We start from the raw sequence: 12,599 nt of genomic DNA on the forward strand, positions 1-12,599 counted from the left end.
AAAGAAACGGTATGCGATAGGAACAAATCCGGAAAAATATCTGGATGAACTTATGAACTTGTAAAAATTTTAAAAATCGATAGGTTTAGTTGGGAAACACATTCATGCGTTTGTCGTGAAAGAAGGGATGGTAACTATTGACATTTCCCCTGACTTTTAGTATAAAAGAAAGAATGAAAAAAGAGACGGGGATGATTGTTATGACGAACTTTTTGTTGCGATTGTTTGTGAAGGATTATGATAATACGGAGTCGGCCGCCGTGCATTCCGCCATCGGTAAGCTGGCGGGGCTGACGGGGATCGTGTGTAACCTTTTGTTATTTCTCGGTAAGCTCACCGTGGGCTGGCTGGCCAACTCGGTGTCCATCATCGCCGATGCGGTCAACAACCTGTCGGACGCTTCTTCTTCGGTGGTGACGCTTCTCGGATTTAAGATGGCGCAGCAGCCGGCGGACGCCGAGCATCCATACGGCCACGCCCGCTATGAGTATCTGTCGGGCCTTGTGGTGGCGGCGCTGATCCTCATCATCGGCGTGGATTTGGCGAAGTCCTCTTTGCAGAAGATCATCCATCCGGAGGCCGTGGAGTTTTCCATTGCGACCTTCGTGGTGCTGCTCCTTTCCATTGCGGTGAAGCTTTGGATGGCAGGATTTTTCGGCAGCCTTGGCCGTCGGATTCAGTCCACCACACTGCAGGCGACTTCTGTTGACAGCCGCAATGATGTGATCGCTTCTTCTGCCGTGCTGCTTGGCTGTTTTGCGGGCTATTTCTTCCATATTAATATCGACGGAATCGTGGGTCTTGCTGTGGCGGTGTTTATCCTGTATTCCGGTGTGGATATCGCAAGAGAGACCATTTCCCCGCTGCTTGGCAAGCAGGCGGACCCGGAGCTGGTGGAGCGAATCAGTAATCTCGTGCTTTCCCATGAGAAGATCCTTGGCATCCATGACCTGCTGGTTCATGATTACGGCCCGGGACAGTGCTTTGCGACGCTGCATGCGGAACTGAGTGCGGAGGAAGACCCGCTGGTCTGCCACGACATTATTGACGACATTGAGCGGGACGCACTGGAACAGATGAATGTGCATCTGGTCATTCACTATGACCCGGTAGTCCTTGATGACGCAGAGTGGAACGAGATGAAGGAGATGGTGGAGGAGATCATCGCCGGCCTCGATGCAAAGTTGTCCATGCATGATTTCCGGGTGGTGAGAAGTTCCAGACAGACAAAGCTCATGTTCGACCTGGCGGTGCCGTATTCCATGCGCCAGAAGCATAAGGAGATCAAGCAGAAGATTGATGAGGAGCTGTTTGCCAGAGATAAGCATTATCTGACGATTATTGGTTTTGATGAAACTGCATAAATATGAAGGGGCATAAATATAATAGTCCGTCTATATGTCAATTATGCATCCTGCGTATATCAAGACATTTAATAAAGGTATTAGACACAACAGAATATTGTCTTTATAATAAAGGTGTTTCCCATACTGAATTCCGGGAAACACCTCTTTTTGTTGTTATACCAAATTTTTATACAAATACATATTTATGTATTTGTGCAAGGAATATTATGACGGGGAGGAGATTTATTCATGAAACAGCGAGGAAGAATGATCATCGATATCGCGATGACTGTCATGCTCCTTTGCCAGATGGCATATATGTTGGTGGGAGAAGACCTGCACGAGTGGGTGGGAACCGCGATGTTCGTGCTGTTTATCGCCCACCATGTGGTAAACCGCCGGTGGTACGGCAATCTTTTTAAGGGAAGATACACCCCCTTCAGGGTGATGCAGGTGATCGTCAATGTACTGCTGCTGTTGGCGATGCTCGGTCTGATGGTCAGCGGAATCATCATGTCAAGAATTGTCTTTGATTTCCTGCCTATCGAGGGAGGAACCGCCTTTGCCAGAACCGTTCACATGCTGGCCTCCTACTGGGGCTTTATCCTCATGAGCATGCACCTTGGCATGCACTGGGGCATGGTCATGGGAATGGTGCGGAAGCTGCGGGGAGAGAACGGCGCAAACCAGGCGTCACCGTCCCGCACCGTGGTGCTCCGCCTGCTGGCTGCGGCCATCTCCGTGTACGGCGTCTATGCTTTTTTGAAACATAATATCGCAGATTATCTGTTCCTGCGGACACATTTTGTATTTTTTGATTTTGAAGAAACGCTGCTGCAGTTTTTTGTAGAGTATATTGCCATGATGGGTCTGTGGGCGTGCGTTGCCTACTATCTTATGAAGCTGCTGCAGAAATGTACAGCGGGGCGTAAAAGGCAGATAAAATAAAAGAAGGGGGAATCCGATTGGAAGAATGGCGTAATCTGATAGAGACCGTGACAAAACAAGTGGGTCAGGTGATTTTGGGAAAGGAGCAGGAAATCCGGGAGATCATGCTCGCTTTTCTGGCAAACGGTCATGTGCTGCTAGAAGATATTCCGGGCGTCGGCAAGACCACCCTGGCGCTGGCCTTTTCAAAGTCCATGCAGCTTGATTATAAGAGAATCCAGTTCACGCCGGATGTGCTGCCGTCGGATCTGACCGGATTTTCCATTTACCGGCGCGAGGAAGAGCGGTTTGTCTATCAGGAAGGAAGCGTGTTCTGTAACCTTCTTCTGGCTGATGAGATTAACAGGACTTCACCAAAAACCCAGTCGGCGCTGCTGGAAGCCATGGAAGAACGGCGGGTGACGGTGGAGGGCGTGACCAGGCCGGTGCCCGAGCCATTTCTTGTTATTGCGACTCAGAATTCTCAGGGAAGCGCCGGAACCCAGCTTTTGCCTGAGGCTCAGGTGGACCGGTTCATGGTGAGTCTCTCTGTGGGATACCCGGATTATGACAGTGAGCTTGCCATGGTTCTCGGCGTCCGGGAAAAAAGCCGTGTGGAAGATGTCGTGAGCGTTCTTCAGGGAGATACGCTCCGGGACATATAAAATGCCGTGGATCAGGTGTATCTGAAGGAAAATGTGGGGGACTATATTGTACGTCTCGTCCGTGCAACGAGAGAACACCCGGAGCTTAGCTGTGGCGGCAGTCCCCGGGCGTCTATCGCGCTGGTGCGTATGTCCAGGGCGGCTGCATTCCTTAATGGAAGGGATTATGTGATTCCTTCGGATGTGGAAGAGCAGTTTCCGTACATTATCCGGCACAGGATCACGCTGGATTCTGCCGCCCGGATGAACGGCAGGACGAAGGATGCGGTCATTGGTGAGATTCTGCAGCAGACAAGGCGTCCTTCGATGGGGATCCGGCGATGAAGAAGGCGGGATTTCTTCTGGTGACTGCCGCCACATGGTATCTTGTCGCCATGTACCGTTCGATTCCGCTGATGGCGCTTACTATAACGGAAGTGATACTTTTTCTGGGAATGTGGGTGCAGTCCTTTTATTTTAGATTTCGCGTCCGGGCCGGTTTTGGCCGGAAGCTGACCGTGTGCCGGAAGGGAGAAGAGCCATCCTGTTCCATCTGGATAGAAAGCCGGGGCATCCTGCCGGTGGGCGCTGTCAGTCTGCGGATGAAGGCTTTTTATCCCGAAGGGAGTCGGAAAGTCCGGATCAATCTTCTCGGCGGAACCGGGAGGCGCACGTACCGGAAGGTGCGGCTTCCCATGGAGAAGCAGCATTGCGGCCTGTTTTCTGTCCGTATGGAGAAAATATATGTGTATGATTATCTAACCTTGTTTCAGCGGAAACGAAAAGAAAAAGAGGAAATGCAGATTGCCATATTGCCGCGGGGGTATCCTCTGCGTATTGGCGAAGAGTCAGGATTTCGTCAGGAAATGCAGCAGTCCGTTCGGGATGCTGATTTTCTGCCTGGAGCCAATATGGATGAAATCCGGCAGCTGCGGGAGCATATGCAGGGAGAGCCGTACCGCTTTATCCACTGGAAGCAGAGCGCCCGTCTGGACAAGCTTTTGATAAAAGAATATTATCAGACGGAGGAGGAAGCTTTTGCACTGTTTCTTGCGCCCGGAAGTATAAAAGAGCGAACGTCTCAGATGAGAGATGCCTTTTATGAGATTCTCTTTGCCATTCTGTCCGGGATGCTGGAAGGAGAACACAGTGTAACTGTGACTGTCGGAAAGAAAAAGGGCGGGACAGAAGTCCGGCAGCTGCGGCAGAAAGAGGAGTGTGATATGCTGTTCCTTTCACTCTATCAGTGGGAAGATGAATTGGAAGAAGCCGTGCCTGATTACACGGAAGAGTTCTGTTTTGACGGAAACCTCAGGTTTTCCCGTTCCGGAAGGACGATTTGGCAATTTACGACAGAGTATTATCAAAAAAGGAGGTATGATCCGGTGAAAATATATGGAAGAAAGAGGGGGAGCATATCACAGCGGCTGTCCCTTTTTCGCTGTTCTTTTTGCTAAGCGGTATATACGGTGTTTATCTCATGTTTCTTGCAGTGCCGCAGCTGCGGTGGAACCGTGCTGCGGTATTTTTTCTGGCAGCGCTGCCAGCAATGCTGTTATGGTATCTTGATGGAAAAAAAGGAACAAATAGAAGGGGGCTTTTGTCGGCGGGGATAATCGTAGTGCCGATACTGATAGGAGCAGTTTTATTTTTTCACCCTTCCGTAATCGAAGAAATCATCTCGGCCGCCTTGCAGACAGCTGGATTTGCAGAAGCGGGACAGATGGATGTGACCAGAGGCGTGTTGATGATTCTCTGGGTGTTTTCTTATCTGCTTTTTTTGTGGGAGTTTGTGTTTCGTGTACATTGGTTTCTGTACATTTTTATGAGCGTCCTTCTCCTGGCGGCCCCATTGATGGGAATCGTTCCGGGAAGCGGCGCTGTGCTCTGTATCGGAATTTTTCAGATTACTTTCTGGGCGGTACACACTCTGATGAAAAAGAGCCGGCAGGGAAAAAGGAGAAGAAAAGAAAATATGCAGTCTGCCATGAAAATCGGCGCCATGGTCATGGCGGCGGTGGCTGCGATTTTTTCAGTCTCGCTTTTTGTGGTGAGCCAAAGTCCGGAGTGGTTTTACGGTACGGCCTATAGGGCGGAAGGTTTTGTACAACAGACGGCAAAGCGTTTGAGCGGCTGGACCAATCAGCCGGAAGGAGGGACAATTAACCGGGGAAATCTTTATCCTGCGGGTGTAGACCAGATTGAGATATGGGTCAGCGACGTGCCGGGAGAAACTATCTATTTGAAAGGATTCAGTGGAGGCGATTACGCAGGCGGTGAGTGGGAACCGGCTATGGATGAGGAGCTTTTTATGCAGATGAATGAAAATAGCCTTCACTGGAGGTATTGGGAGGACAGCATCGGCGGCAGTTCTGATGTACAGGCTTTACGGGATTCCTGCCCGGTATGTGACGGGATATGCGGTGAAACCATCGGATTTTGAAGAGGTAACGGATGGCGGTTACCGGGCGGTTCTCACTGACGCTTCCGCCCACGCCTGGCCGGAGATATTTATCGAAGATCTGGGCTGGACGCCGGTGGAAGTGACGCCTGCCGGAGAAGGGTATGATGCATTTGAGCCGCAGATGGATGAAGAAACTCTTCTGGATATCCAGGAACAACAGCAATGGAATTTGAGTGATCTTGTCGAGGATGCGCAGCCGCAGGAAGAACAGTCTCAGGAGGAATCGGGAGGAAATGTTTCCGTGGAGCCTGCGGCCGACTATCACGAGGCGTCCCCGGAATGGATTGCCTTGTTTCTCCTGCTTTTTGCCGTGAAGCTGGCGGATATTTTCCCGGAAGAAAGCCCGGATAATATAAAAAAACTGCTTCTTTTGTCAGAACAGACGGCGTTCGGAAGGTATGAGGCAGACGAAAAAGAAACGGTGTTTGCGAGGGAAATGTATAGGAGGACGTCAGAATATCTCTATGAGCATCTCAACGGAATAAGAAAAATATGGTTTAAATATATTAAATTTTTCTGCTGATAAAATGAAGGACAGATTAAAAAAATTGCAAGTCCTGGTTGACGGGACTAACTTAAGATGTTATAGTGTCACTAGAACAAATTGGGGCTGTTTCACATTAACTTTGTTGATGTATACAGCCCCCTTATTAGAGTAAAAAGAACCTGGGAAGCAGGTAATAACAACAGGGAGATTCTGGGTATTCCGCTATTTGCTCCCGGGCATAATACATAAGATATTGAGGTAGAGACATGACAGCAGGAGAAAACAAATCACTAAAAGTCCTTCTTGTTGGCATTGATATCGGGTCAACAACAACAAAGATCGCGGCCATAGATGAGACAGAGCATAAGATTTTGTATTCCGATTACCGAAGACATAACGCCAAGCAGCTGGAAAGCGTGTATCAGGCGCTTCTGCGGCTGCGGGGGAAGTTTGATGATACGCCGGTCCGGCTGATTCTGACCGGTTCCGGGGCGAAACCTGTGGCAGAAGTCCTGGATGTTCCGTTCATTCAGGAAGTTGTAGCGAATTCCATCGCTCTGCGAAAGGATTATCCTCATGTGCGCACTGCCATTGAGCTGGGCGGTCAGGACGCGAAGATTATTTTTTTTCACAGGGATGAGACGGACGGTTCTCTGAATGTATCAGATATGCGCATGAACGGAAGCTGTGCCGGTGGAACCGGAGCATTTATCGATGAGATCGCTTCTATACTGAAGGTTCCGGTGGAAGAGTTCAACACATTGGCAGAAAAGGGAACCTGTGTGTACGATATATCAGGGCGCTGCGGCGTGTATGCAAAGACGGACATTCAGCCTCTTCTCAATCAGGGAGTGGCGAAGTCTGATCTGGCGCTGTCTTCTTTTCACGCCATTGCGAAGCAGACCATCGGCGGTCTCGCGCAGGGGCTTGATATAGAGAAACCGGTGGCTTTTGAAGGGGGACCTCTGACGTTCCATCCTACGCTGGTGAAAGTATTTGCCGAAAGATTGCATCTCTCGGAAGAGGATATCATACACCCGGCACGACCGGAGATTATCATCGCCTACGGCGCGGCTCTGGCTCTGAGCGGCATGTTCGCTGACAGAACACGGCAGTATACGGCGGAAGAGCTTATTACTGCGCTGGAAGAGCACCGGGGAAGGAATCTTCCCGGACAGGAGGCGGCGGGCGTTCCGTTTTTTAATTCTCAGGAAGAGCGCCGTCAGTTTGAAGAGCGTCAGCGTCTGCCGGAGAACCGCCCGGCCGAGCTGCATGAGGGTGAGATTATCCACGCCTATCTGGGCATTGATTCCGGAAGCACAACCACAAAGTTTGTGCTGATGGATGAAGATGAAAACATTCTGGATTCTTTCTACGCCGCCAATGAGGGAGATCCTCTTCTGGTGGCGAAAAATGCGCTGATCGCTATGCGGGAGCGTTACCGGAAGGCCGGGGTAAAGCTTGACATTATCGCCGCCGGAGCCACCGGTTACGGAGAGCTCCTGTTTACCAAGGCGTTTAATCTGGAGTGTCACGTGGTGGAGACCGTGGCCCATGCCCGCGCAGCGGAGAAATATGTGTCCGACGCGTCTTTTATTCTGGATATCGGCGGACAGGATATGAAGGCCATATGGCTGGATAACGGCATCATCACTAACATTGTGGTCAATGAAGCCTGTTCTTCCGGATGTGGTTCTTTCCTGGAGAACTTCGCTTCCTCCCTGCATATTCCGGTGAAGGAGATTGCGAAAGCCGCCTTTTCTTCGGAGAATCCGGCGGTGCTCGGCAGCCGCTGCACGGTTTTTATGAACAGCAGTATCATCACAGAGCAGAGAAACGGCAAGCAGCCGGCGGATATCATGGCCGGTCTCTGCCGTTCCATCATAGAAAATGTATTTACAAAAGTAATTCGTATAGAAAATGTAAAGAGCCTCGGAGATAAGATCGTGGTGCAGGGCGGTACATTTCTTAACGACGCGGTACTGCGGGCCATGGAACAGTACATCGGCAGAGAGGTAGTCCGCGCGCCATATCCGGGCATCATGGGAGCCATCGGAACGGCGCTCCTTACAAAAGAGCGATTCAGGGCAGGCAATGGGAGACGGACTTTCATGGGTCTTGGCAAGCTGGATGATTTCACCTACACCCAGGAAGCCAACTCGCCTTGTCCGTTCTGCGGCAACCATTGTAAACGTACCATTATCCGTTTTTCCAACGGCAATTCCTGGATTACCAACAACCGCTGTGAGAGGGGCGAGATTCTCGGCGACCCGAAGGACGGCAACGTCCGGCGGATGCTTCAGGAGAAACAGAAGCAAAAAGAGCAGGTGCCGAATCTCTTTGCTCTGCGGGAGAAGCTCCTGATGAAGGATTATCCTTATGAGGAGCTGGAGGAGAAGAAAGATGTGACCATCGGACTGCCGAAGGTGCTTTTCTACTGGGAGACGATGCCGTTCTGGCGCACCTTCTGGCGAACCCTCGGTTTTCAGATAAAGGTATCGCCGGACAGCACGAGAAAGATCTATGAGGACGGACTTTCCGCCGTAACCTCGGATACAGTCTGTTTCCCTGCCAAACTGGTGCACGGACATATCCGCGCGCTGGTAAAAAGCGGAGTGGACCGCATTTTTATGCCGTCCATCACCACCGTTTCCTCAGAAAACACCGAGGAAACCAGCCAGTCCATGTGCGCCATCGTCAAAGGTTATCCGATTGTCATCCGTAATTCCGACAACCCGGAGAAGAGGTGGGGGATTCCTTTTGACGCGCCGCTGTTTCACTGGTATACGCCGGAGGACAGAGACCGGCAGCTGACCCATTATATGGAAGAAACCTTCCATCTGGAAGCGGAGACCGTGCGGAAGGCCATCGCTCAGGCGGATGCCGCCCAGGAGCAGTTCAGGCAGGAATTATTCCAGGCCGGAAAAGCGGTCTGCGAGGAAGTGAAGCGCAAAGGCACGTACGCCGTTGTACTGGCGTCCCGCCCGTACCAGAATGACGCTCTGGTCAATCATGACCTGCCGGAGATGTTCACCAGTCTCGGTATTCCGGTGCTGACGGCGGATTCTCTGGAGGAAGCGTCCCAGGTGGATCTCTCCATGAGCCGTCTGGATGTGGTCAATAACTACCATGCCCGGATGCTTTCCACAGCGATTCTGGCAGCCCGGAATGAGCATCTGGAGTATGTGCAGATCGTGAGTTTCGGCTGCGGCCATGACGCTTACCTTTCCGATGAGATCATCCGGCTCATGAAAGAGATATCCGGAAAGACGCCGCTGATTCTGAAGCTGGATGAGAGTGACATTCAGGGACCTTTGCGTATTCGTGTGCGCTCGTTTACCGAGACGGTTTCCATGCGTTATGAGCGCAGAGAACAGCTGAACGCGCAGGAGCTTCACGATCCGTATCCGGTGAAGTTTACGAAGAAGAACCGGAAGGAGAAGGTGGTGCTGGTGCCGAACACCTCTCACGCCTTCAGCCGAGTCATGTCGGCGGCTCTGTCCGGTCAGGGTATCCGGGCGGTGCCTCTTACCATCGGAAGAGAGGACGCCATCCGTCTGGGAAAACTGTACGTACATAACGATATCTGTTTCCCGGCGCAGATCGTCATCGGCGAGGCGCTCTCTGCTTTAAAGAGCGGAAAATACGACGATAAAGAAGTCGCCATCGGCATGGGTAAATATATCGGCGACTGTCGTCTGACCCATTACAGCGCCCTGCTGCGAAAGGCTCTCGACGACGCGGGATTTGCAGATGTGCCGATTATCACCAACGATGACGTGGATTACCATAATATGCATCCGGGCTTTAAGATGAATCTTTTATCAGCCATGCGTATTGCCTTTGCCCTTCCAATGATCGATGTCCTGGAGGAACTTCTTCGGAAAATCCGCCCATATGAACTTGTAAAGGGAAGCGCCAATGAAGCATTTGAGAAAGCCATGGATGAAGTGATTCACGGTCTGCGTCATCATGGTATTCGCGGGGCAAAAAAAGGGTTTAAAAAGGCTATCGCTATCATGAAGGAAATACCGTATGACCGTTCCCATCCGCGAAAACAGGTGCTAATTGTGGGCGAGTATCTGCTGAACTTTCACCCGGGCGCCAATCATGATATCGAGGATTATCTGGAACGGAACGGCTTTGAGATCATTGAGGCCCGCATGACCGACGTCATCCGTAAGACGTATTTCTATCAGGATTCTCAGGTACAGGAGTACAAATTAAAGACTCCGCTCGGTAAGAAGCTGTGGCTGCGCACAGCAGATAATATTTTCAACCTGGCTCATAACATGACCGACGCCATTGCCGTGGAGCATCCTCTGTATACTCCGGCCTGCCGTATGCAGGACATGGTGAAGGACAGCGATTCCATCATTCATCATACTTTTGATGCGGGAGAGGGCGTGCTTATTCCTGGTGAGATTATACATCATGCTAAACATGGCTGTCGTGCCTTTGTCATCCTGCAGCCGTTCGGGTGTCTGCCAAATCATGTAGTAGGACGGGGAATTTCAAAAAAATTAAAGGAAATGTATCCGGACGCCCAGATTCTGCCGCTGGACTACGATCCGGACGTAAGCTTTGCCAATATTGAGAACCGCCTCCAGATGCTCATTATGAACAGTAAGAGCGGAGAGGAAGAAACAGAAGAGAAGAAAGAGTCGCAGGCAAGCTTAAAATAATATAGACAAGGATAAAGAAGCCGGGAGGACCGGCAGAGATAGAAAGACAGAGAAAATGGGAGGAAATGTTTTGGTTTCCTCCCGTTTTGATCTCGTTTATGCGGGGCTGTTCGCCCGCCATTTTAACAGAAATGCCGAGTTGACGATCACAAGAACAGAACCGGCGTTGTGTACCAGGGCGCCAACCACAGGATTTAAGATTCCTGTAATTGCAAGAGCGATCGCTGCAAAATTCAAAATCATAGAAAAGCTCATATTTAATTTGATAGTCGTCATCATTCGTTTTGACAGAGCAAATAAATGAGGGAGTTCTTTTACCTCATCATCCACCAGAGCAATATCTGCCGCATCCACGGCGATGTCGCTGCCGATGCCTCCCATGGCAACGCCCACATTTGCTTTTTTCAGGGCCGGAGCATCGTTGATGCCGTCGCCGATCATACAGACGGATTCCTGATTTTTTTGATAAGAATGAATCCACTGCAGTTTTTCTTCCGGCCGGCAGCCGGCATGTACTTCCCGGATGCCAAGCTGCCCGGCGATAGCTTCCGCGGCATTATCGTTATCACCGGTAAGAAGGACTGGATGCACATCCAGCTTGTGCAGCTGTTGAATCATCGGTCCGGCTTCCGGACGGACTGTGTCAGATAAAACGATATAACCGGCAAATGTATGATCCGTGGCGAGATAAATGACGGTACATCCTTTGGACAGATATTTTTCCGTCTCTGTTTTTATGTTGTCAGGAATTGTTATCTGGTGCTGACTGAACATTTTTGTGTTTCCGGCAAGGACAGAAGTATTGCCTGACCGGGCAGAAACGCCCTGTCCGGGTATCATTTGAAAATCCCGGGCCGGGACAGGATCCTGTCCTGCATTTTTTTTATAACATTGAACAATGGCTTTGCCCAACGGATGCTCTGACAGACTTTCTGCAGATGCAGCGAGGGAGTAGAGCTGCATCTTGGGAGCGTTTACGCTTTTTACAGCGATAACTTCCGGTGTTCCAAAAGTGAGTGTTCCGGTTTTGTCAAAGGTAATTTTTGATACATTTGCCAGACGTTCCAGCGCATCGCCTTCCCGCACAAGAAAACCGTGTCTGGTGGCATTGCCGATGGCGGCCATGATCGCAGTGGGAGTAGCGAGAACCAGAGCGCAGGGACAAAATACAACAAGAATGGTGACTGCACGGATAATCTCGCCGGAGGCCAGCCATGTAAGAGCGGCGGCAGTCAGTGCGATGACTACGATCCATGTGGCCCAGCGGTCTGCAAGTCCAACGATCTTTGCTTTCCCGGCGTCAGCGGATTGTACCAGCCGGATCATCCGCTGAATAGAACTGTCTTCCCCGACCTTTGAGGCCTTCATCAAAAAAGCGCCGAATTGATTGACAGTACCGCTGAATACTTCATCGCCTTCCGCCTTATCGACAGGTAAAGATTCTCCGGTCATTACGGCCTGATTAATGGAAGTCTGTCCGGACAGGATGATGCCGTCCACAGGAATGGTTTCTCCCGGAAGAACCCGGAGGACGTCATTGATCTTTACTTTTTCGGCGGGAATCATCTGTTCGCTGCCATCGAAGATGATCCTCGCTGTTTGAGGTGTCAGATGGACAAGTTTTTCAATACCCGCCCGTGCTTTTGCCACGGTCAGTTCTTCCAGTAATCCTCCCAGCTGCATGATAAATGCCACTTCTCCGGCGGCAAAATCTTCTCCAATAAGAATGGAAGCGATCAGGGCAAGTGATACCAGAACATCTGCCTTGATATCAAAGGCAGTGACAAGTCCGATGATAGCTTCCAGGATAATCGGAATGCCACAGAGAATAATGGCGATCCATGCCGCATCAAAGGGAAGGGGAAAAAGATCAAAAATACTGGCGAGAAGGGAAAGTCCTGAAATAATAAGGAAAATGACGTCCCGTCTCATACCTCCCCAATCCAGCAAATGCTCTAACTTATTCATCAGTTTCATAAAGATACCTTCTTTCTTGCATAATACCCATAGGGGGTATAGGTACAATATACCCCTATGGGGTATATC

General features: G+C 50.5%; 9 protein-coding genes. 8 read left to right on the forward strand and 1 reads right to left on the reverse strand.

Going from position 1 to position 12,599, the window contains the following annotated elements:
• Positions 1 to 200 precede the first annotated feature (200 nt).
• The 8 genes from B5F87_RS16855 (at position 201) to B5F87_RS16880 (ending at position 10,553) form a co-directional block, all read left to right on the forward strand.
• The gene (locus tag B5F87_RS16855) at positions 201 to 1,364 is read left to right on the forward strand and encodes a cation diffusion facilitator family transporter (protein WP_087283179.1); all 1,164 of its coding nucleotides are present in this window, start codon (positions 201 to 203) and stop codon (positions 1,362 to 1,364) included.
• A 231-nt stretch (positions 1,365 to 1,595) separates the two neighbouring features.
• Positions 1,596 to 2,294, forward strand: a complete 699-nt coding sequence (locus B5F87_RS16860; RefSeq protein WP_087283135.1) for a DUF4405 domain-containing protein — start codon at positions 1,596 to 1,598, stop codon at positions 2,292 to 2,294.
• 17 nt (positions 2,295 to 2,311) lie between these two features.
• Complete coding sequence (locus B5F87_RS16865; RefSeq protein ID WP_343215776.1) at positions 2,312 to 2,938, forward strand: AAA family ATPase; 627 nt, start codon at positions 2,312 to 2,314, stop codon at positions 2,936 to 2,938.
• A 6-nt stretch (positions 2,939 to 2,944) separates the two neighbouring features.
• The gene (locus tag B5F87_RS21740) at positions 2,945 to 3,262 is read left to right on the forward strand and encodes a MoxR family ATPase (RefSeq protein ID WP_343215777.1); all 318 of its coding nucleotides are present in this window, start codon (positions 2,945 to 2,947) and stop codon (positions 3,260 to 3,262) included.
• Positions 3,259 to 4,374 (forward strand): DUF58 domain-containing protein, encoded by a 1,116-nt coding sequence (locus B5F87_RS16870; protein ID WP_087283137.1) that lies wholly within the window; start codon positions 3,259 to 3,261, stop codon positions 4,372 to 4,374. Before B5F87_RS21740 ends, B5F87_RS16870 begins: the two co-directional genes overlap by 4 nt.
• A 23-nt stretch (positions 4,375 to 4,397) precedes the next feature.
• Complete coding sequence (locus tag B5F87_RS21075; RefSeq protein ID WP_158097083.1) at positions 4,398 to 5,360, forward strand: hypothetical protein; 963 nt, start codon at positions 4,398 to 4,400, stop codon at positions 5,358 to 5,360.
• Positions 5,293 to 5,904 carry a transglutaminase domain-containing protein gene (locus tag B5F87_RS16875; protein ID WP_158097084.1) on the forward strand — a complete coding sequence of 204 codons (612 nt, stop codon included), beginning with the start codon at positions 5,293 to 5,295 and terminating at the stop codon, positions 5,902 to 5,904. The genes B5F87_RS21075 and B5F87_RS16875 overlap by 68 nt, the downstream gene beginning before the upstream one ends.
• A gap of 230 nt (positions 5,905 to 6,134) precedes the next feature.
• Positions 6,135 to 10,553 (forward strand): acyl-CoA dehydratase activase, encoded by a 4,419-nt coding sequence (locus B5F87_RS16880; RefSeq protein WP_087283142.1) that lies wholly within the window; start codon positions 6,135 to 6,137, stop codon positions 10,551 to 10,553.
• A gap of 96 nt (positions 10,554 to 10,649) precedes the next feature.
• Here B5F87_RS16880 and B5F87_RS16885 read toward each other — a convergent pair whose 3' ends face one another.
• Positions 10,650 to 12,530, reverse strand: coding sequence for a cation-translocating P-type ATPase (locus B5F87_RS16885; protein WP_087283144.1), 1,881 nt, complete (start codon positions 12,528 to 12,530; stop codon positions 10,650 to 10,652).
• Positions 12,531 to 12,599: the final 69 nt, after the last annotated feature.

The organism is Eubacterium sp. An3, from assembly GCF_002159465.1.
Lineage (GTDB): Bacteria > Bacillota > Clostridia > Lachnospirales > Lachnospiraceae > Anaerobutyricum > Anaerobutyricum stercoris.

Excerpts from the sequence above, each read along its gene's own strand:
- B5F87_RS16885 (WP_087283144.1), bottom strand. The coding sequence starts at position 12,530 with ATGAAACTGATGAATAAGTTAGAGCATTTGCTGGATTGGGGAGGTATG.
- B5F87_RS16875 (WP_158097084.1), top strand. The coding sequence starts at position 5,293 with ATGTACAGGCTTTACGGGATTCCTGCCCGGTATGTGACGGGATATGCG.
- B5F87_RS16855 (WP_087283179.1), top strand. The coding sequence starts at position 201 with ATGACGAACTTTTTGTTGCGATTGTTTGTGAAGGATTATGATAATACG.
- B5F87_RS16880 (WP_087283142.1), top strand. The coding sequence starts at position 6,135 with ATGACAGCAGGAGAAAACAAATCACTAAAAGTCCTTCTTGTTGGCATT.
- B5F87_RS16860 (WP_087283135.1), top strand. The coding sequence starts at position 1,596 with ATGAAACAGCGAGGAAGAATGATCATCGATATCGCGATGACTGTCATG.
- B5F87_RS21075 (WP_158097083.1), top strand. The coding sequence starts at position 4,398 with ATGTTTCTTGCAGTGCCGCAGCTGCGGTGGAACCGTGCTGCGGTATTT.
- B5F87_RS16870 (WP_087283137.1), top strand. The coding sequence starts at position 3,259 with ATGAAGAAGGCGGGATTTCTTCTGGTGACTGCCGCCACATGGTATCTT.